The sequence below is a fragment of the Streptomyces chrestomyceticus JCM 4735 genome (assembly GCF_003865135.1).
Lineage (GTDB): Bacteria > Actinomycetota > Actinomycetes > Streptomycetales > Streptomycetaceae > Streptomyces > Streptomyces chrestomyceticus.
The window spans coordinates 3,410,152-3,429,201 of the sequence record NZ_BHZC01000001.1; the positions used below are offsets into that span (position 1 = coordinate 3,410,152).

The window sequence follows — 19,050 nt, forward strand, 5'->3', positions numbered from 1 at the left end:
GCGGTTACGGGAGGTGAGACTGCTTACAGCGCGGGACCGTCGCGGAGCGGGGTCGCAGTCGGCCCGGCGGGGTCACAGCCAGCCCTTGGCGCCGGCCGTACGGACGGCTTCGGCGCGGTTGCGGGCGCCCGTCTTCTGGATGGCGGTGGACAGGTAGTTGCGTACGGTGCCGTGCGAGAGGTGCAGGGCGGCGGCGATCTCCGCGTTGGTGGAGCCGTCCGCCGCCGCGCGCAGCACGTCGCACTCCCGGTCGGTGAGGGGGTTCGCCCCCTCCGACAGCGCGGCGGCGGCGAGCGCGGGGTCGATGACCTGGTCACCGCGGAGCACCCGCCGTACGGCGTCCGCCAACTGCGCGGCCGGGGCGTCCTTGACCAGGAACGCGTCGGCGCCGGACTCCATGGCGCGGCGCAGGTAGCCGGGCCGTCCGAAGGTGGTGAGGATGACGACCTTGAGCGCCGGGAACTCGGCGCGCAGCAGCGCGGCGGCGTCCAGACCGCTGAGGCCGGGCATCTCGATGTCGAGCAACGCCACGTCCACGGGCTGCTCCCGTACCGCGCCGACCACCTCGTCACCCCGCGCGGCCTGGACCACGACCTCCATGTCGGGTTCCAGTCCCAGCAGCGCGGCCAGCGCTTCCCGGACCATGGACTGGTCCTCGGCGAGGAGGAGGCGCACTTTCTTCACGGGCTGCTCGCCGTGCGGGTCAGTCATGCGGCCAGCCTAGCCAGACGGGGGAAAGCGCAGGTCAGCGGGCAGGGGCGGATGGTGGGGGCGGGGCGCGGGGCTCAGCGGAACTCAGTGGGACTCAGCGGAACTCAGTGGGGCTCAGCAGGAATCACATGTAGAAGCGCTTGTGCTGCTGCGTCGGTTCGAAGGTCTGGCGGCAGCCGGAGCACCACCAGTGCCAGGTCTCCGGCGCCCGGCCGGAGTCGCTGGTGTCCTTCCACAGGCGGCGCCGGTCGCGGCAGGCCGGGCAGCCGGGCGGGGCGAGGGGACCGACGACGGCCCGCGGGTCGATGGGTGGCATGGCGCCAGCCTGCACACCCCGGAGCGCCGGTGCGCCGGTTCCCGCGCCGGGCCACTCCAACGGGCGGAGCGGGAGTGCGCGCCCGCGCGCCGGAGCCACCGGAGCGCACAGCCGTACGCCTCACGCCCCCGACGGGCGCTGCTCCGCGGACCGGGTGACCGCGTCCGGCACCGGCAGGCCGCCGAGCGGTACGTATGCGCGGAGGGCGAAGCCGCGGCCCCGCGGCGCCGAGCCCGTCTCCAGGCGGCCGTCGGTCAGCGCCAGCCGTTCGCGCAGCCCGCTCAGGCCGTTCCCGTCGTGGTTCCCGCCGCGCGGCGGCCCGGTGCCGTCGTCGACGACGGACAGGCACAGGTAGCGCCGTTCGTCGGCCTCCCACTCCTCGGTGAGCAGCACCTCGCAGCGGCCCGCGCCACTGTGCCGTACGACGTTGGTGACGGCTTCCCGCAGCGACCAGGCCAGGGCGCCCTCCCCGTCCTCCGTAAGACCCCGGTGCTCCTGTTCCACGGCCGGGTCGATGTCCGCCGCGATCGCCGCGGTGCGCAGCGCGGCGCGGGCCCCGGCCAGTTCCACGACCAGGCGGGGACGCCGGTAGCCGGTGACGGCCTCGCGGACGTCCACCAGCGCCTGGCGGCTGACCCGTTCGATGTCGGCGACCTGCTGGGCCGCGCGGTCCGGCTCGGCGGGCAGCATCCGCCCGGCCAGTTCGCTCTTGAGCGTGATCAGGGAGAGCGAGTGGCCGAGGAGGTCGTGCAGGTCGCGGGCGAGCCGCAGCCGCTCCTCGTTGGCGGCCAGCCGCGCGACCTCCTCCCGCGCCTCGCGCAACTCCTTCGTCGTACGGATCAGATGCTGCACGCCGACCATCGCGAAGCCGCTGAGCAGGCAGGGCAGGGCGTACGCGAAGAGGTAGGCGCGGACGTCCGCGTAGCGCAGGCCGATCAGTACGAGGACGGCGGTCAGCGCGGGGATGGCCCACCGGGAGACGCTGAACGGCTGGGTGACGGCCACCGCGACACACACGAAGGTGAAGAGCACCAGCCAGTTCGGCCCGATGACCGAGGCCAGCAGGCCGGCGAGTACCGCGATGAAGGCCACGGCCGCCCGGACCGCCGCGTTCTTCACGGGCCGGTGGGCCATGTGGCGGAAGAGCACGACGAAGTAGACGGCGACGAACGTCAGGAGACCGGCACAGCCCAGCAGCTCGTGCGCCGGGGACAGCCCGCCGTCGGCCAGGTCACCGATCGGCCCCGCCAGGTACAGGAACCAGATGACGACCCAGGCGCTCTTCACCAGCGCCTGCCGACGGGTACGGGGCGCCGTTCCGATCAGCACCGGGCTGGGCTCGGTCTCCGCCGTCTTCATGCCGTTCGGGTGTCCTTCCGGTAGAGCCAGCCCGCGCCGCCCGCGAAGACGAGCAGATAGCCGGCGAGGATGGCCAGGTCCTTGGCGTCCGGGGCGTGGCCGCCCTCGATGGCCGTGCCGAGCGCGGCGTACGCGTGGGTCGGCAGCCACTCGGCGATGTTCTGCACCCACTGCGGCAGGATCGTCAGCGGCATCCACAGCCCGCCGAGGAACGCCAGCACGAAGTAGATCATCATCGCGATCGGGCGGACCGCGTCACCGCTGGCCAGGTAGCCGATGGCGACGCCGAGCGCGGCGAACACGAAGCTGCCGAGCCAGGTGGCGACGAGGATGGCGATCCACTGCCAGGCCTCCAGCCGGACGCCCTTGACCGTCGCGGCAACGAGCATGACGAGCACGATGGACGGCAGGCTGACCGTCGCGGCGGCGCCCATCTTCGCGGCGACGTAGCCGCGTCCGGGCAGCGCGGTCAGCCGAAGCTGCCGCACCCAGCCCTTCTCGCGCTCCTTGGCGATCGCCTCGCTGTTGCCGATCAGGACGGCGGTCATCGCGCCGAACGCCGCCATGGAGACCATGAAGTACAGCGGCATGTCCAGGGTCATGCCCGGTATCGGCTTGCTGTCGGCGCCGCCCGCGATGATCAGGTAGAGCACCGGCGGGTAGATCACCGAGAAGAACATGAACTTCTTGTTCCGCAGGGAGCGGACGATCTCCAGCTTGATCAGGGTGGTCATCGTGCCGCCTCCTCGGCGGTCGCCGCGTCGGTGATGGCGATGAACGCCTGCTCCAGGCCGAGTCCGGCCACTTCCAGGTTGCGCGGGTACAGACCGAGGCCGTACGCGGCGTGCACCGTCGCGTCGGCGTCCCGGGACTGCATGCGCACGGTACGCCCGGAGACCTCCAGGGAGGTCAGGTGCGGCAGCCGGCGCAGCTCCTCGCGGTCGACCGGCCCGTCCAGGTCGAAGGTGATACGGCGGGCACCGGCCCGGGCCTTGATCTCGGCGGCCGTGCCGTCGGCCAGCACCCGGCCGCGGTGCAGCACGATCACGCGGTCCGCGATCTCGTCCGCCTCTTCGAGGTAGTGGGTGGCGAACAGCACCGTACGGCCCTGCCGGGCCTGCGCCCGCATGGTGCCCCAGAAGGTCTGCCGGGAGGAGACGTCCATACCGGTGGTCGGCTCGTCCAGCACGATCAGCTCGTTGGCGCCGGCCGTGGCGAGCGCGAAGCGCACCCGCTGCTCCTGGCCACCGGAGAGCTTGTCGACCATCCGGTCGGCGATCTCGGTGATGCCGGCCGCGTCCATGATCTGCTCGACCGGGTAGCCGCCGGGGTGCAGGTCACTGGCGAGCCGGACCAGCTCCCGGACCTTCACGCCGTTCATCAGGCCGCCGCTCTGCAGCATGGCACCGACCTTGCCCTGTTCGATGGCGCGCTGCGGGCTGGTGCCGAAGAGCGACACGCTGCCGGCGTCGGCGGTGCGCAGGCCCAGGAGCAGGTCGAGGGTGGAGGACTTGCCGGCGCCGTTCGGGCCGAGGAGGGCGACGGTCTCGCCCGCGTGCAGTTCCAGGTCCAGGTCGGCCACCGCCCGTACGGCGCCGTAGTTCTTGCTGACTCCCCGGAAGCTGACCACGGGCGCCGGGCCCGCCCGTCGCCCGGCGGGCCGGTCTGTGGTGGTGGCTGTGCTCGTCATGGTTACAGCCTCACAGTGAGGCGGTGGCGCGCGGCAGTGTCGCCTGTCGCAAGTACGGGATGACAGATGTCATGGGTGGTGTCCCCTAGGGTGCGCCGGGCGGGGCGGTTTCGGGGTGCCCGGACCGGATCCGGCCGCGGCGGCGGCGGAGGACAGATCAGCCGGGCACGGTCATGCGCTGCGTGCCGACGACCGACAGCAGCCGCAGGGCCTCCGCCGACGGCGAGCCGGGCGCGGCGGTGTAGATGACGACGCGCTGGTCCCGGTCGGTGATGTCCAGGACGTCGCAACTGACGCTGACGGGCCCGACCAGGGGGTGTTCGAAGGTCTTGCAGAGGGTGGGCCGGGCGGCCACGTCGTGGGCGGCCCAGAGCCGGGCGAACTCCTCGCTGCCCGCCAGGAGCTCCTCGACCAGACCGGTCACCTCAGGGTCGCCGGGGTAGCGGGCCGCGGTGGCGCGCAGTTGCCGGGCCGCGGTCCGGGCGAAGGCGTCCGCGTCCGAGACGCCGTACAGCCGCCGTCCGTACGGGTGCGGGCCCAGGAACGCGCGCCGGACGAGGTTGCGGTCCCGGCGCGGCAGGGCGGAGAAGTCCTCCATCAGCGCGGCGGCCAGCTCGTTCCAGGCGATGACCTCGTACGTCGCCGAGATGACGAGCGCCGCGGCCTCCGGCAGCCGCCGCAGCAGGTCGACGATGCTCTGCCGTACCTCGCGGGACGGGCCCGGAGGGGGGCCGGGCGGGGCGCCGGCAAGGTGGTGGAGATGGTCACGCTCGGCGTCCGACAGGCGCAGCGCGCGAGCGAGCTGGGCCAGCACCTCACGGGACGGCCGCGGGCCGCGGGCCTGCTCCAGCCGTGTGTAGTACTCGGTCGAGATGAACGCCAACTGCGCCACCTCCTCGCGGCGCAGTCCCGGGGTGCGGCGGCGCACTCCGGCGGGCAGCCCCACGTCGGCGGGGGTGATGCGCTCGCGCCTGCTGCGCAGGAAGTCGCCCAGTTCTCGTCGTACACGTCGGTCCACGTCCCCAGTGTGCGCGGACGCCGCCCGGCCCAGCCAGGTACAGCCGGTGCCTGGCTGGGCGGGACGGCCGGGCACAGGCTCGTCGGCATGGACAACACACCGGGCGTATCAGGCCCTTCAGACGCATCGACCACTTTGAGCGCACCTGCCCCGTCCGCCACGGCCGCGGGCCTGCTCGCCGGCAAGGTCGCCTTCATCACCGGAGCCGGCCGCGGCATCGGCGCCGCCGCGGCGCGGCTGTTCGCCCGGGAGGGAGCCGAGGTGCTTCTCGCGGCGCGTACGGAAGCCCAGCTCAAGTCGGTGACCGAGGAGATCGGGGCGGCCGGCGGAACCGCGGACCACGTGGTGTGCGACCTGGCCGACGCGGCGAGCGTCCGCGCCGCCGTCGACCGGGCCGTACAGCTTTACGGACGGCTCGACGTGGCCTTCAACAACGGCGCCACCGGGCAGCCGCCCGGCCCGCTGGACGAGCTGCCGGAAGACGAATTCGACCTCGTCAGCGCCGTGAACTTCAAGGGCCCGTGGCTGGCGATGACCGCCGAGATCGCCGCCATCCGCGCCACCGCGGGGCGCGGGGCGATCGTCAACACCTCCAGCGTCGGCAGCCTCGCGGGCAACCCACAACTGCCGGTCTACGGGGCCGCGAAGCGGGCGGTCAACAGCCTCACCGAGTCGGCGGCCGTCACGTACGGCCCTGAAGGCATCCGCGTCAACGCCGTCGCGCCCGGCACCACGCTCACCGAGATGCTGCACGCGTGGGACGAGCGGTCCCCCGGCACCATCGAGCAGCTCAACGCCCGTACCCCGCTGGGCCGGGCCGCCGACCCGGAAGAGATCGCCCAGGCCGCGGCCTGGCTGCTCAGCGACCGTGCCTCCTACGTCACCGGCACGGTCCTGCGGGTCGACGGCGGGATGTGCGCCTGAGCCCGCCGGGCGGGCGGCGTTGCGTACCTGAGTACCTGGGTACGTAGGCATCCGGGTACCCAGGTATCCGGGCACCCGGCCCCGGCTAGCGCTTCCGCGCGCCGCAGAACTCGGCCTCCACGACCCCCACATATGTGGCGGCGTCGCCCATCCAGTCGCCATTGATGTTGAACGTCAACTGGTGACCGCCGTCCCGGGTGCCGACGACCCCGGACACGGAGCCGTTGGCGCGGCCCGTCTTGCCCACCACCGTCACCCCGCAGGAGAGGGTGACGGACTCGATGCCGAGCCCGTAGCGGTAGCCCTCGGTCTCCGCGGGCACGGTGGTGAACATCTCGCGGGTAGCCGCCGGGCCCAGCAACCGGCCCCGGGTCAGCGCCCGGAAGAAGGTGTTCACGTCGCCAGTGGTGGAGATGATGTCGCCCGCAGCGCCGAGCCACGACATGTTCTGCTCGGTGGCGTCCACGACCGGCGCGTCGGGCTCCTTCTGCCGCAGCCGCGAGTAGGCGGTGGGGTGCGGCGCCGGCATCCGGGGGTCCAGGCCGGGGAACGAGGTCTCGCGCAGGCGCAGCGGGTTCAGGACGCGCCGCTGCACCTCCTGGGCGTACGAGTGACCGGTCGCCTTCTCGACGATCATCCCGACGAGTACGTAGTTGGTGTTGCTGTACAGGGCGCCCTGCCCCGGGGCGCTGTGCGGCGGCTGCTTCATCGCGAGGGCCACGAGGTCCGCGGGGCGGTAGGTGGTGTAGCGGTGCTCCGGGAAGCCGGGGCCGGAGGTGCGGTAGGAGAACTCGGGGTCGGAGGTGTGGTTGGCGAGGCCGCTGGTGTGGTTCAGCAACTGGCGCAGCCGGATGGCGCGGCCGTCGTTGCCGTTGCCGCGTACGAGTCCGGGCAGCCACTTCTCGACGCTGTCGTCCAGGTCGAGCACGCCCTCTTCCGCCAGTTGGAGGAGGACGGTGGCGAGGAAGACCTTGGTGATGCTGGCGGCACGGAAGTGGTCGGCGCTGGTCCGCTCGCGGTGCGTGGACGTGTCCGCGTACCCGGCCGAGCCGGACCACCGGCCCCGCCCGTCCCGGGCTTCGGCGACGACCCCGGGGAGGCCGCCCTTCTCCACCACGTCCCGCAGCGCGTCCTGGGTCGCCTGGTGACGATCGTCGCTGTGCCGGGGAGTTGCCGCGCCGGCGGCCGGCCCGGCGGCGAGGACGGCCGTGACGGCCAAGGCCAGTGCCGTGGCGCGGGTGGCGGCCGGACGGTGGGAGCGGCGGGAAGTGCTGCGCGCGGCGGCGGACTCGGCGGTGCGGGCCCGGCGGTCGATTACGGAGATCATGCCCGGGACGCTATGGCGCGCCGCGGCCCCGCAGTACCGACGAAAGTAAGGTACGCGTTCTTACCTTGGGGGGTTCCCCGCGCGTTCCGACGCTGAGGCGCCGCGCCGCTGAGGCGCTGAGGCGGCGGGGAAGGTGGTGAGTCCGGTCCGCCGCCCGGATGACGTCGATCCGGGTCCGTACGACGGTACGGGGGTGGAGCGACGCGCCGGGCCCGTATCGACGCGTCGGTGGCGGAGCGACGTGACGGTGGCGGAGCGTTGTACCGGCTCCGGATCGAGGTAACGGCCCCGGCTCGACGTGACGGGGGCGGATCGACGTGACGGGGGCGGATCGACGTAACGAGGGCGGAGCGACGCACCGGCTCCGACTCGACGTACCGCCACCGGAGCGACGTACCGGTCTCGGAGCGACGCACCGCCCCCGAATCGACGCACCACCCCCGAAACGACGAACCGGGCCCGGATCAACGCTCCAGGCCCGGTTCGACGGTGGGTCAGCCCCTCGTGGCTCCCTCGACCTTGGCGACGCGCTTCTGCGGTGCCGGCGGTGCGGGCTGCCGGAGAGCCTGCATCATTGCCGCGGCGGCGTGCTGCGGGGTCATCTTGACCTTGCCTGCGCCGCCGTCGATCGACACGTTGTCGAAGGCGTGGCCGTACTTCTCCTCCAGCTTGGCCAGGTCTATGACCGGCTGGAGCTTGCCGTCGGGTGCGGCGGTGAAGGTCAGCAGTTCGCCGATGGAGCGCTGGCTGAACGGCACCTCGACGCCGCCCGCCGACAGGTACACCCACCCGGAGACGGCCGGTTCGGCCATCTCCTTCAGGGCCCGGTCGACCTCCGCCTTGCCCGCCTTCGGCTGCTGCTCGACGGCGGCCAGCACCACCGGGGTGTTCTTGCCGGTGGCGGCCCGGTCCAGGTACGCCTGTTCGATCTTGCTCTTGGACGCCTTCACGTCGACGGCCTTGTAGGGCGCGCCGTAGTGCGGGACGGCCTTGCCGTTCTCAAAGGTGATGCTGCCGTCCTTGGCGGCGCCCGCCGGTCCGGCCACCGCCTTGAGCGCGACGTCCAGCTTCTCGTCGTCCGTGATCATCGCGGGCTTGGCGGTCCGCGTGCCGCCGAACAGCGAGCTGATGACGGAGACGGGGTTGTAGTCGCGGCCGGAGGCGTCCCGGACCGTGGCCTGGGTGTCGATGTTCAGCCCGGCCTTGGCCGGCACGAGCGTCTGCTCCTTACCGTCCACGGTCAGCTTCAGCGGCTCGTTGCGGGTCTTCTGGACGGCCGCGTCGAGCTTCTTGACGGCCTCTTCCTTTGTGGCGCCGCCGATGTCCACACCCAGCGCGGTGGTGCCGTTGGGCACGTCCGCGTGGTCGAGCAGCAGCCCCGCGCCGTACGCGACGCCCGCCAGCACGACGACCGCGACGCCCAGCAGGACGATCTTGTTGCGGCCCTTCTTCTTCGGGTTTATCGGCTCGGGGATCTTGGCCCGCGGCGGGGCCGGGGTGTCCTGGCCCGCGCCCGGTCCGGGCGGGAAGGGCGCCGGAGCCGCGTCGGCGGGGACCGTCGGGATGCCGCCGACCAGGGTGTCACTGGAGAGCTGGTCGCCGCCGGGACGGCCGGAGCCGGTGGGTGCGCTGCCGGGGAAGCCACCGGCGTTGCCGCCCTTGCCCCCTTGCCGCTCTTGCGTCCCTTGCCGCCGGACGCACCGCCGCGGCCGCCGGCCCCCTGGCCGCCGGCCGGCACCCCGCCCGCGATGCCACCCGGGGCACCGCCCGTGACGCCGATGCCGCTGCCGGGTCCGGCGGGCGGGGCGGGGGGCTGCGGGGTGAGCACCGCGGTGTCGTCGGTCATGCCCGGCCCGCCGTCCGCACCCGGGGTGCCCGGGGAGCCCGGCGTACCCGGCGTGGGGAAACCGGTGGGCAGGTCGAAGGCCGAGTCCCCCGTGGCCGGACCGGTCGTCGGACCGGTCGGACCGCTCGGGCCGGTCATGCCGCCGCGGTCGGCCCCCTGGCCGGTGCCCCCACCGACGCCGGTGCCGCCACCGGGACCACTGCCCGTACCCGCGCCCGCACCACCGAGCGTGTCGAACGGACCCGCCCCGCCCTGCGCAGGCCCGTCGAACGGGCTGGTCTGCGTGTCGAACGGCGACGGGGCCGCGTCGAACGGCGAGCCACTGCCCGACGCGGGCGCGTCGGAGAAGTACGGCAGGTCCGGGCGCTGCTGCGAGCCGCCGGTACGGTCCTGCGGCGCGGCGGGAGCCTGCGGGTCCGGCGCGGGCGACGGGGCGGGCGCCTGGGAACCGGCGGAGGCCGCCGTCGGCTTGCGGGGCGAGAACCAGTCGCTGGTCTTCTCGGCCGGAGCGCTCTTGGCGCCGTCGGCACCCGGCGCGTCCGGCTTGCGCGTGCTGCCCGTGCGCTCGGACCCGCCGGTCCCTCCGCCGGTCACCCCCTGGCCGAACCCTCCGGACGTACCGGACGCAGCGGACTTGCCAGACGTACCGGACGTGCTGGCCAGAGGGGACGGGGACGGACCGGTACCGGCAGCTCCGCCGGTACCCGACTCCTCGCCGACGGGCTTGCGCACGACGACCGGCGGGATGGGACGGGACCCCGGAATATTGATCTTGATCCGCGTGGTCAGCGTGGTCTCGGTCTTCGGCTCCTCCGGCTTCGCCGCGGCGTCGGCCGCCACCGCATCGTCCGCCTCGGACCGAGGCGTTCCGTACGGCGGTGTCCCCGACGGGTACGCGGCACCGCCGCGCCCCTGGGCGCCGGAGGACGAACTGTCAGATTCACGACTCAAAGCAGGTTCTCCCGGTTGGCTCCGCCGCTCGTCAGTACGGTGCTTGGGCGGCTCGGCGGCGCGCACCACCATACTGGCCGCTGTCGGCGGACACTCCGGGAGCAGGACAACACCCCGCTCCCGGACCGCCGTGCGGTCCTGAAAATGATCACTGGGGCCGGTACTTACTTGCCAAGTCGGGCCGCTTGCGCACCGTTGGCCCGCATCTGCGATCCGGTGGCACAGATCACAGCCAGCACGATGCCGCCGACGAGGAAGACGTACGTGCCCAGGCCCGCGCCGAAGAGGAAGTCGCCTTCGGGGCGGGCATCGCTGAGCAGGATCACGGTCACCAGCCAGCCCGCGCCCGGCGCCAGCACGCCACCCGTACGGCCGAGCGCCACCTGGCCCCCGTAGAAGAGGCCGCCGGCCGCCGCCAACGCCAGCAGCAGCCCGCCGGGGAACCACGCCGCCTGGACGAGCCCGCCCGCGGCCGCCACGACCGCGCCGAGGACGAACAGCAGGACGTACCCGGCCACCCGGCCGGGACTCAGCGGCGCGGCGAGCCCGGTTCCGGCAGCCGCCCCCCTCGCGCCCCGAGCGCCTCCCGCGCCCGCCGTACCGGCCCCGGCCCCCGTACCGGCGCCACTACCAGCACCCGTACCAGCGCCACCACCGGCACCACCCCTGGCCGCCGCGCCCTTGCCGCCCTTGGGGGCCGCCGACGCACCCGTCTTCGGCCCCTTGCCGCCCGACGCGGCCCTGGTGCGCTTCTTCCCGCCGCTCATACCGCCTGCTCCTTCTCGTCCTCGGTGCGCTCCCCGTTCCCCGTGTCGTCCGCCACGCCCGCGAAGAGATCGTCCTCGCGCTCCCCTGCCGCCGCGCCGGATCTGCCCCGTACGAGCTGGTAGTACTCGGTCCCGAACAGGGGCTGCCCCAGGCCGTTGGAGAGGGCGAAGAAGGGGCCGTCGACGGCGATCTGCGTGGCGTGCGCCCGCATCGCCGCCGCCTTCGCGGCCGCGTACCGCTCGTCGCCGGAGACCGCGGCGGTCACCACGGCCTCGTCCACGATCCCCGGTACGTCCTCCGCCGCGCCGACACCCGGGAAGGACGGGCCCGCCGCGCGCAGCCGCGCGAAGCCCTCCTCGACCACCGGGCGCGGATTACGGTTCCAGTAGATCTTGTCGATCCGGTGCGGCGCCCCCAGCTCGGGGCGGAAGTCCGGGTCGGCGGCGAGGTCGGCGGCGCGCATGGCGACGCGGTGCGCCTGGATGTGGTCCGGGTGCCCGTAGCCGCCGTTGTCGTCGTAGGTGACCAGCACCTGCGGCCGTACCTCGCGGACGACGGCGACCAGATACCCGGCGGCCTCGTCCAGGTCGGCCCGCCAGAAGGCGCCCGGCCGGTCGTTCTGCGGGGCGCCCATCATCCCGGAGTCGCGGTAGCGGCCGGCGCCGCCCAGGAAGCGGTGATCGGTGACCCCGAGCGCCTCCATGGCGGCGGCCAGCTCTTCCACGCGGTACGGGCCCAGGGCGTCGTCCCGGTCCGGCGCGAGGTGGGCCAGGTCCGGCGGGATGACCTCGCCCTCTTCGCCGCGGGTGCAGGTCACGAGCGTGACCAGGGCTCCTTCGCCCGCGTACTTGGCCATCGTGGCGCCATTGTTGATGGACTCGTCATCCGGGTGCGCGTGCACGAGCAGCAGCCGGCGGGCGGGAAGGTCGGTCATGGAGACAGCGTACGAGCCGGGCGCCCGGTACCCCGCATCCCGATCCGGCCCGCCCGGCCCACCCCCGTTCAGGGGCCGGGCCGGCCGCCCCGCGCACGGGCTCCGGCGGGCGCGCGGCACCGCGCGGGCGGGTGTCTAGAACTTGATGCCGCCGAGCATCCCGGCGACGTTCGTCGTCAGCTGCTTGATGGTCGGGCCGATCGACGAACTGGCCAGATAGAAGCCGAGCAGCATGCACACCAGCGCATGTCCCGTCTTCAGCCCGGACTTCTTGACGAGCAGGAAGACGATGATCGCCAGCAGCACCACCGCCGAAATCGTCAGTGCCACGGCGGCTCACCTCCAAGTACGCACGGTCCGGACAGCGTTGGAACGACGTGGGGCCGACGGGTGACGGCCCCACGGGCACGGGGTTGTCACGCTCCACTCCCATACCCACTCCGCGGAGGGGATCATAACTTTCCACGCTCGCGCATATGTCGGTGCACGGGAGCAGAACGGGGGCGCACGCGATCATCGCGGAAGCGGGCGCGACCAGGGCGGGGCACCGTAGGCTCCTCCGCATGACCGGACAGCTCTCTTTTCCTCGGCAACACGCCCGTACCCAGCGCTTCTCGCTGGGCGCGCCGCGCGGCTTCGCGGTGGCGCCGGACGGCTCACGCGTCTCGTTCCTCCGCTCCCGTACGGGCACCGATCGAGCGAATCTGCTGTGGGTACTGGATCTTGACGAGGGGCGGGAGTACGCCGCCGCCGACCCGGCGGCGCTGCTCGCCGGCGCGGACGAGGAGCTGTCGCCCGAGGAGCGGGCGCGCCGCGAACGTACGCGCGAAGGCTCGTCCGGTGTGGTGGGCTACGCCGTGGACGCCGCGGTGGAACTGGCCGCCTTCACCCTCTCGGGCCGGCTGTTCACCGCCGAACTGCGCGCCGGCACCGCCCGTGAACTCCCCGTACCGGGCCCTGTGGTGGACCCCCGGCCGTCGCCCGACGGGCGGCACATCGCGTACGTGTCCCAGGGCCGGCTGCGGGTCGTCCCGGCCGACGCCGCGCCCGGCGACGGTGACGGCGCGCCGGGCGACCGGTCCCTCGCCGAGCCGGACGGCCCGGACGTCACCTGGGGTCTGGCAGAGTTCATCGCGGCCGAGGAGATGGGCCGCTACCGCGGCTTCTGGTGGTCCCCGGACAGCGACCGGGTGCTGGCCGCGCGCGTCGACGACGCGCCCGTACGGCGCTGGTGGATCGCCGACCCGGCGCACCCGGACCGCGAACCGGCCCGGGTGGCCTACCCGGCGGCCGGCACCCCCAACGCCTCCGTGGGTCTGGCCCTGCTCGGCCTGGACGGCTCGCGCACGGACGTCACCTGGGACCACGAGCGCTACCCGTACCTGACGCGCGTGCACTGGTCGGCGGCGGGCCCGCCCCTCCTCCTCGTCCAGAGCCGCGACCAGCGCGCCGAGCGCTACCTGACGGTCGACGTCAAGACCGGCGCGACCAGCACCGTGCACGCCGACGAGGACCCCCGGTGGGTGGAGCTGACCACCGGGTCGCCCGCCTGGACGCCGGACGGGCGCCTGGTGCGCGTCTCGGACGAGGGCGGGGCCCGCCGGCTGTTCGTCGGCGACCGGGCGCTGACGGCGGCGCCGCTGCACGTACGGGCCGTGCTGGACATCGGCGAGGACGACGTGCTGTTCACGGCGAGCGGCGAGGAGCTGCACGACATCGGCGTCTACCGCGCCTGGTACCGCGGCAGCGGCGACCAGGGCGGCTGGGAGCGGGTCGGCAAGCGCCCGTACCCGTCGGTGTCCTCCGCGGTGCGCGGCGGCGCCGTGACGGTCCTCTCGCACGCCTGTCCGGACCGGCCGGGGGCGCAGACGGAGGTGGTGCGTCTGGAGGCGGACGGCGGCGAGACCTGGCTGGCCGCGATCGGCTCGTACGCCGAGGTGCCGGTGCTCGCCACCAGCCCGCAGTTCGTCCTGTCCGGTGAGCGGCAGATCCCCTGCGCGGTACTGCTGCCGACCGGCTACCAGAAGGAGGACGGGCCGCTGCCGGTCCTCATGGACCCGTACGGCGGTCCGCACGGGCAGCGGGTGGTGGCCGCGCACAACGCCTACCTGACTTCGCAGTGGTTCGCCGACCAGGGCTTCGCGGTGATCGTCGCGGACGGGCGGGGCACTCCGGGGCGCTCCCCGAGTGGGAGAAGGCCATCCACCGGGACCTGGCGGCGGTGGTCCTCCAGGACCAGGTCGACGCGCTGCAGGGGCTCGCGGACCGCTTCCCCCTGGACCTGGACCGGGTCGCGATCCGGGGCTGGTCCTTCGGCGGCTATCTGGCCGGGCTGGCGGCACTGCGCCGCCCCGACGTCTTCCACGCCGCCGTCGTGGGCGCCCCGGTCACCGACCAGCGGCTGTACGACACCCACTACACGGAGCGGTACCTGGGGCACCCGGACGAGGACCCGGCGCTGTACGCGAAGAACTCCCTGGTCGACGACGACGGTCTGGTGGGCGCCGCGGAGCCGCACCGGCCGATGATGATCGTGCACGGGCTGGCGGACGACAACGTGGTGGTGGCGCACACCCTGCGGCTCTCCTCCGCGCTGCTCGCGGCGGGCCGGCCGCACGAGGTGCTGCCGCTGTCGGGCGTCACGCACATGACGCCGCAGGAGCAGGTGGCCGAAAACCTCCTGTTGCTCCAGGTCGACTTCCTGAAGCGCTCGCTGGGGGTGAGCTGAGCCGTCCGGCTCGCCTTCACCAGTTCGGCGGCAGGTCCGCGGGCGGGGGCGGCGGCGCGTACCCCGGTGGTAGCTGCCCGCCCACCGGCCCGCGCGGTGCTGCCGCCCCGGCCACCGGGCGGGCCAGCGCCAGCAGCGCCACGAGACCGGTCAGGGCGGCGAACGCAGCCGTAGCGACGTCGAGTTGAGTACGCGGAGCCAGCGCGCGGAAGTGGCTGATCAGCCCCGCGCGCTGCTCGGCGGCGAGCGCCGCGGCACCGTGCGCCAGCAGCAGCGCCGCGGTCAGCAGGCCCAGCGGCCGCACGGACGGTGCGCCCCGGGCCGCCCCGACGGCGGACACCAGGGACAGCAGCGCCAGGGACAGCAGGGTCCAGTTACCCGGTGGCTGCAAGAGCGCCCGATGCGCGTCACCGTCGCCGACGACGCTGCCCCAGTACGTACTCCACCCCAACTCCCTTATGGAATAGACCTGCCAGGCCGCGAGTGTCAGGGCGGAGCCGGCCAGCAGCAGCGCGGCCACCGCTGCGGGCGCGCGGCGCAGGCGATCCTCCCGGCGGCCCGCACCACTGCGCCCGGCCGAGGCGGCAATCAGCAGCAGCACGCTCACCACAAGGGCAACACCAGCCGTGATCAGCGCCCACCCCCTGGCCCCGGCCCCCGCCCCGGGAAGCCCGTCCGCGCCGAGGTTCCACAGCGGCGGCGCCCGGAACAGCAGCGTCACCCCGGCCACCGCGCCCAGCGCGCACGGAGCGGACGGCGAGCGGCGCAGCACCGCCACCGCCGCGACGAGGCAGCCGATCCCCAGCACCGGTTCCAGCAACGTGGTCGCCCAGACCGCCGCACTCTCCGGCCGCGACGGCACACCCGCCCACAACCACCAGACGTCGAGCGGGTGTTGCGCCACGATGAGGTCGCGAGTGATCCATCCGGCGCTCGACAGCGCGAGCAGCAGGCACAACAGCGCACCGAACCCTCCGGCACCGCGCGCGCGAGCCCTTCTCCGCCCCATGTCGTGGCCCACCCCCTGCCCCCGCACGGACAGGTCTACTCCGCCCACCGCACCGCGACAACCGCGAGGCAGCAGACGGCGGTTGGCGGCCGGGCCGCCGCCGGCCGGGGTGATCGCAGGGCCACCCCGGCCGGTTCACGGCACCCGCACGGCCGTACGCTGTCGAGTATGGCGCGTCCGTATATCGGCGTGACGACAGTCAAGTTGCCGCGCTGTTACGGACGTTGAGCAGGATATGTCGCCCATGCCGTACGCCGCGTACCGCTGTCAAGCACGCCATGGCGTCAATCTGCGCAATCTTCGCTCAAGAAGAGGACACCGCCCCACCGAGCGTTCACCGTCCTCTTGACTGGGCCATAAATCACTTGCCAAAGTCCGCTCAACCAGCGGTGCGAATCAGCTCCGCTTCCTGTTGCAAGTGAACTCGGTGCGGGGGAACTTCGCGATGACCAGTCCGTCCCAGACCGCGGTAACGCAGACCGATCCCTCCGGACTCGGACCCGAAGGGCTGCGGAAAGTCAAGGACCGCAAGGGCGGGGAACTGGTCGGCCGTTCCCCCGGCCAATTGATGTGGATCAGGTTCAAGCGCGACCGGACCGGAGTGATCAGCGGCTGCGTGGTCATCGCGTTCTTCTTGATCGGTCTGCTCGCCCCGCTGATCTCCAAGCTGTACGGGAAGGATCCGTACACCCGGTACGGACAGATCACTCCGGGGCTGCTGGTGAACGGATATCCGGCGCAGCCGAACGGAGGCATCTCCTCTGAATTCTGGTTCGGAATCGAACCCACCCTCGGGCGTGACGTGTTCATGCAACTCGTCTACGGCATCCGGACCACCCTTTACCTCTCCGTCGCCATCACTCTCGTTTCGGTGCTCACGGCAATCGTCATGGGTGTCGCCGCCGGATACTTCGGCGGCCGGATCGACTACTTCATCGGCCGCCTCATCGACCTGCTGATGGCCTTTCCCAACCAGCTCTTCTTCGTCGCGTTCGTCCCCGTGGTCGGCGCGATCTTCGTGGCCCCCGAGGACGCGATGGCGACCTGGATGCGCTGTCTCATTCTGATCCTGGTGCTGTGGTTCCTGGGCTGGATGAGCCTGGCCCGGCTGCTGCGCGGCACCACCCTGTCGCTGCGTGAGCGCGAGTTCATCGACGCCGCCAAGGTCAGCGGCGCCTCCCCGGCCCGCATCATCCGGCGGGAGCTGCTGCCGAACGTCATGACGCCGATCCTGGTGCAGACGACCTACATGCTGCCCAACTTCGTCACGTCGATCGCGGGCCTGTCCTTCCTCGGCGTCGGCCTCGTCGAACCCACTCCCGACTGGGGCCGGATGTTCGCCAACGCGGCCGATTACTACCGCAACGACATCACGTACTTGTTCTTCCCCGGCATCGCGATGGTGCTCTTCATCGTCGCCTTCAACCTCCTCGGGGATTCCGTCCGGGACGCCTTCGACCCGAAACGCGCCCGGTGAACCGTGTTCCACGGGGGGTGCTGCCACCCCAGCACCGCACACGTCAGGCAGCGGCCACGGAACTACGACAGGCAGGTGCATCCACCACCATGAAGATACTCCGTACGCACAGAGCGCGCGCCACCGTCGTGGCGCTGTCCGCGGGGGCACTGGTCCTGACCGCCTGCAGCAGCGGGGCCGGCGAGGGGGCGAAGGACGACCAGGGCCGCAAGGAGGCCGAGAGCCAGCGCGCCCAGATCGCCTTCGGCGACGCCAAGGCGTCCACCGGACCGGCCGAGGCGGTGCCCGGCGCGACCGCCGGCGGGACGATCAAGGTCTACCAGCGCGACACCTACGACCACCTGGACCCGGCCCAGATCTACGTCAGCGACGAGGGCACCCTCTCGACGCTGCTCTTCCGCCGGCTGACCTCCTACCACCTGGAGAACGACGGGAAGTACACGGTCGTCGGCGACCTGGCGACGGACAGCGGCAAGTCCACCGACGGCGGCCGGACCTGGACGTACACCCTGAAGAAGGGCCTGAAGTTCGAGAACGGCCAGCCGATCACGTCCAAGGACATCCGGCACACCTTCGAGCGGCAGTTCGCCAACTTCATCTCCAACGGCCCCACGTACGTGCAGCGCTGGCTGGCCGACGCGGAGGGCAACGAGTACCGCAAGCTGCTGCCTGGCGGCCCGTACGGCGGCAAGCACCTGCCCGACAGCGTCCTGGAGACCCCGGACGAGAGCACCGTCCGCTTCCACTTCAAGAAGCCGGTCGGTGACCTCCCGTACGCGCTGGCCATGGCCGGCTACGGCGTCGTGCCGGAGAAGGGCGACACCAAGGAGCGGTACGACAAGAACCCGGTCGCCTCCGGGCCGTACAAGATCGCGCCGGGGTCGTTCAAGTCCGGCAAGGGCATGTCCCTGGTCAAGAACGCCAACTGGGACCCGAAGACGGACATCACCCGCCACCAGTACGTCGACAAGTTCGACATCCAGTTCGGCGTCTCCTTCCCCGACTCGACGCAGCGGCTGATGTCCGACAGCGCCGACAACAAGGCGGCCATCAGCTTCAACAACCAGGTCGACGCCGCCAGCCTCCAGCAGGTCGCCAACGACCCGGACGTCAAGAAGCGCTCCACCTCCGGCTACCAGCCCTACGTCGGCGCCATCAACTTCAACATGAGCCGCCTGAAGGACAAGAAGGTCCGCGAGGCCATCGCCTACGCCATCCCCATCCAGGCCATCCTGGACGCGTACGGCACGCCGGGCGGCGGCGAGCTGGCGGGCAGCTACATCAGCCCGACGCTCACCGGCCACAAGGACATCGACCCGTACGGCAAGCTGAAGAAGCCGATGGGCGACGTGGAGAAGGCCAAGCAACTGCTCAAGGAGGCCGGCAAGGTCGGCATGAAGCTGACCTTCGCGTACACCAACGCGCCCGAGCCGCAGAAGTACTCCGTCGCGGTCGCCGACAACCTGCGCAAGGCCGGCTTCGACGTGCAGAACAAGGACCTGCCGTCGGACACGTACTACGACATCATCGGCAAGGTCAACAACCAGTTCGACATCTACCCCTCCGCGTGGGGCGCCGACTGGCCCAGCTCGCTGACCGTGATCCCGCCGGTCTACGACGGCCGGCAGATCCAGGACAACGCGCCGAACTACTCGCACTACAACAACCCCGCGGTCAACAAGGAGATCGACCGGATCTCCCAGCTCACCGACCAGAAGCAGGCGGCACACGACTGGTTCGCCCTCGGCGAGAAGATCCTCAAGGAGGACCTGCCGCAGCTTCCCACCTTCTACTACAAGCAGGTCCAGTTGCACGGTTCGAACGTCGGCGGTGTCGTCAACAACGACATCATCAGCTCCGTCGACCCGACCAAGCTCTACGTGAAGAAGTAACGGAGCCGGCGCCCCGGCGCCGTCCGAGCGCCGTGCGCCGCCCGCGCCCGGTGTGCCCGCCGTCCCGGGCGGGCGCACCGGCCCGGCGCACTCCCGACCC

At 72.3% G+C, this 19,050-nt stretch carries 16 protein-coding genes and 1 pseudogene; 4 read left to right on the forward strand and 13 right to left on the reverse strand.

Annotation, left to right across the window (positions count from 1 at the left end):
* Positions 1-72: 72 nt before the first annotated feature.
* The 6 genes from EJG53_RS14100 to EJG53_RS14125 form a co-directional block, all read right to left on the reverse strand.
* Positions 73-711 (reverse strand): response regulator transcription factor, encoded by a 639-nt coding sequence (locus tag EJG53_RS14100; protein ID WP_032926138.1) that lies wholly within the window; start codon positions 709-711, stop codon positions 73-75.
* A 124-nt stretch (positions 712-835) separates the two neighbouring features.
* A complete protein-coding gene (locus EJG53_RS14105; RefSeq protein WP_050510146.1) occupies positions 836-1,027 on the reverse strand; it encodes a hypothetical protein in 192 nt (63 codons plus the stop codon).
* 120 nt (positions 1,028-1,147) lie between these two features.
* Positions 1,148-2,386 (reverse strand): sensor histidine kinase, encoded by a 1,239-nt coding sequence (locus tag EJG53_RS14110; RefSeq protein ID WP_125045137.1) that lies wholly within the window; start codon positions 2,384-2,386, stop codon positions 1,148-1,150.
* The gene (locus EJG53_RS14115; RefSeq protein WP_125045138.1) at positions 2,383-3,120 is read right to left on the reverse strand and encodes an ABC transporter permease; all 738 of its coding nucleotides are present in this window, start codon (positions 3,118-3,120) and stop codon (positions 2,383-2,385) included. The genes EJG53_RS14110 and EJG53_RS14115 overlap by 4 nt, the downstream gene beginning before the upstream one ends.
* Positions 3,117-4,076 carry an ABC transporter ATP-binding protein gene (locus tag EJG53_RS14120; protein WP_125045139.1) on the reverse strand — a complete coding sequence of 320 codons (960 nt, stop codon included), beginning with the start codon at positions 4,074-4,076 and terminating at the stop codon, positions 3,117-3,119. The genes EJG53_RS14115 and EJG53_RS14120 overlap by 4 nt, the downstream gene beginning before the upstream one ends.
* A gap of 157 nt (positions 4,077-4,233) precedes the next feature.
* A complete protein-coding gene (locus EJG53_RS14125) occupies positions 4,234-5,094 on the reverse strand; it encodes a helix-turn-helix transcriptional regulator (protein WP_031000953.1) in 861 nt (286 codons plus the stop codon).
* Positions 5,095-5,181: 87 nt separating this feature from the next.
* On the opposite strand from EJG53_RS14125, the gene EJG53_RS14130 reads away from it, so the two are divergent.
* A complete protein-coding gene (locus tag EJG53_RS14130; protein WP_125045140.1) occupies positions 5,182-6,018 on the forward strand; it encodes an SDR family NAD(P)-dependent oxidoreductase in 837 nt (278 codons plus the stop codon).
* A gap of 85 nt (positions 6,019-6,103) precedes the next feature.
* On the opposite strand, the gene EJG53_RS14135 is transcribed toward EJG53_RS14130, so the two are convergent.
* The 6 genes from EJG53_RS14135 to EJG53_RS14155 all read right to left on the reverse strand — a co-directional run bounded on the left by EJG53_RS14135 (position 6,104) and on the right by EJG53_RS14155 (position 12,174).
* The gene (locus EJG53_RS14135) at positions 6,104-7,345 is read right to left on the reverse strand and encodes a serine hydrolase domain-containing protein (RefSeq protein WP_125045141.1); all 1,242 of its coding nucleotides are present in this window, start codon (positions 7,343-7,345) and stop codon (positions 6,104-6,106) included.
* A gap of 494 nt (positions 7,346-7,839) precedes the next feature.
* A complete protein-coding gene (locus tag EJG53_RS41480) occupies positions 7,840-8,751 on the reverse strand; it encodes a hypothetical protein (RefSeq protein WP_174856404.1) in 912 nt (303 codons plus the stop codon).
* Positions 8,752-8,804: 53 nt separating this feature from the next.
* Complete coding sequence (locus EJG53_RS41485; protein WP_174856405.1) at positions 8,805-10,142, reverse strand: hypothetical protein; 1,338 nt, start codon at positions 10,140-10,142, stop codon at positions 8,805-8,807.
* Between the two features lie 164 nt (positions 10,143-10,306).
* Positions 10,307-10,909 carry a DUF6113 family protein gene (locus tag EJG53_RS14145; RefSeq protein WP_125045142.1) on the reverse strand — a complete coding sequence of 201 codons (603 nt, stop codon included), beginning with the start codon at positions 10,907-10,909 and terminating at the stop codon, positions 10,307-10,309.
* The gene (mshB, locus tag EJG53_RS14150; RefSeq protein ID WP_125045143.1) at positions 10,906-11,844 is read right to left on the reverse strand and encodes an N-acetyl-1-D-myo-inositol-2-amino-2-deoxy-alpha-D-glucopyranoside deacetylase; all 939 of its coding nucleotides are present in this window, start codon (positions 11,842-11,844) and stop codon (positions 10,906-10,908) included. The genes EJG53_RS14145 and mshB overlap by 4 nt, the downstream gene beginning before the upstream one ends.
* 135 nt (positions 11,845-11,979) lie before the next feature.
* Complete coding sequence (locus EJG53_RS14155; RefSeq protein ID WP_030020272.1) at positions 11,980-12,174, reverse strand: hypothetical protein; 195 nt, start codon at positions 12,172-12,174, stop codon at positions 11,980-11,982.
* Positions 12,175-12,407: 233 nt separating this feature from the next.
* Between EJG53_RS14155 and EJG53_RS14160 the strand changes: the two are divergent.
* Positions 12,408-14,572, forward strand: a pseudogene (locus tag EJG53_RS14160) (S9 family peptidase).
* Between the two features lie 16 nt (positions 14,573-14,588).
* Here the strand turns inward: EJG53_RS14160 and EJG53_RS14165 are convergent.
* Positions 14,589-15,530, reverse strand: a complete 942-nt coding sequence (locus tag EJG53_RS14165; RefSeq protein ID WP_125045144.1) for a hypothetical protein — start codon at positions 15,528-15,530, stop codon at positions 14,589-14,591.
* Positions 15,531-16,026: 496 nt separating this feature from the next.
* Here EJG53_RS14165 and EJG53_RS14170 point away from each other — a divergent pair, with 496 nt between their 5' ends.
* Positions 16,027-17,058 (forward strand): ABC transporter permease, encoded by a 1,032-nt coding sequence (locus tag EJG53_RS14170; RefSeq protein ID WP_125045145.1) that lies wholly within the window; start codon positions 16,027-16,029, stop codon positions 17,056-17,058.
* An 89-nt stretch (positions 17,059-17,147) separates the two neighbouring features.
* A complete protein-coding gene (locus EJG53_RS14175) occupies positions 17,148-18,950 on the forward strand; it encodes an ABC transporter substrate-binding protein (protein ID WP_125045146.1) in 1,803 nt (600 codons plus the stop codon).
* Positions 18,951-19,050 lie beyond the last annotated feature (100 nt).

Excerpts from the sequence above, each read along its gene's own strand:
- EJG53_RS14100 (WP_032926138.1), bottom strand. The coding sequence starts at position 711 with ATGACTGACCCGCACGGCGAGCAGCCCGTGAAGAAAGTGCGCCTCCTC.
- EJG53_RS14105 (WP_050510146.1), bottom strand. The coding sequence starts at position 1,027 with ATGCCACCCATCGACCCGCGGGCCGTCGTCGGTCCCCTCGCCCCGCCC.
- EJG53_RS14110 (WP_125045137.1), bottom strand. The coding sequence starts at position 2,386 with ATGAAGACGGCGGAGACCGAGCCCAGCCCGGTGCTGATCGGAACGGCG.
- EJG53_RS14115 (WP_125045138.1), bottom strand. The coding sequence starts at position 3,120 with ATGACCACCCTGATCAAGCTGGAGATCGTCCGCTCCCTGCGGAACAAG.
- EJG53_RS14120 (WP_125045139.1), bottom strand. The coding sequence starts at position 4,076 with ATGACGAGCACAGCCACCACCACAGACCGGCCCGCCGGGCGACGGGCG.
- EJG53_RS14130 (WP_125045140.1), top strand. The coding sequence starts at position 5,182 with ATGGACAACACACCGGGCGTATCAGGCCCTTCAGACGCATCGACCACT.
- EJG53_RS14135 (WP_125045141.1), bottom strand. The coding sequence starts at position 7,345 with ATGATCTCCGTAATCGACCGCCGGGCCCGCACCGCCGAGTCCGCCGCC.
- EJG53_RS14145 (WP_125045142.1), bottom strand. The coding sequence starts at position 10,909 with ATGAGCGGCGGGAAGAAGCGCACCAGGGCCGCGTCGGGCGGCAAGGGG.
- mshB (WP_125045143.1), bottom strand. The coding sequence starts at position 11,844 with ATGACCGACCTTCCCGCCCGCCGGCTGCTGCTCGTGCACGCGCACCCG.
- EJG53_RS14170 (WP_125045145.1), top strand. The coding sequence starts at position 16,027 with ATGACCAGTCCGTCCCAGACCGCGGTAACGCAGACCGATCCCTCCGGA.
- EJG53_RS14175 (WP_125045146.1), top strand. The coding sequence starts at position 17,148 with ATGAAGATACTCCGTACGCACAGAGCGCGCGCCACCGTCGTGGCGCTG.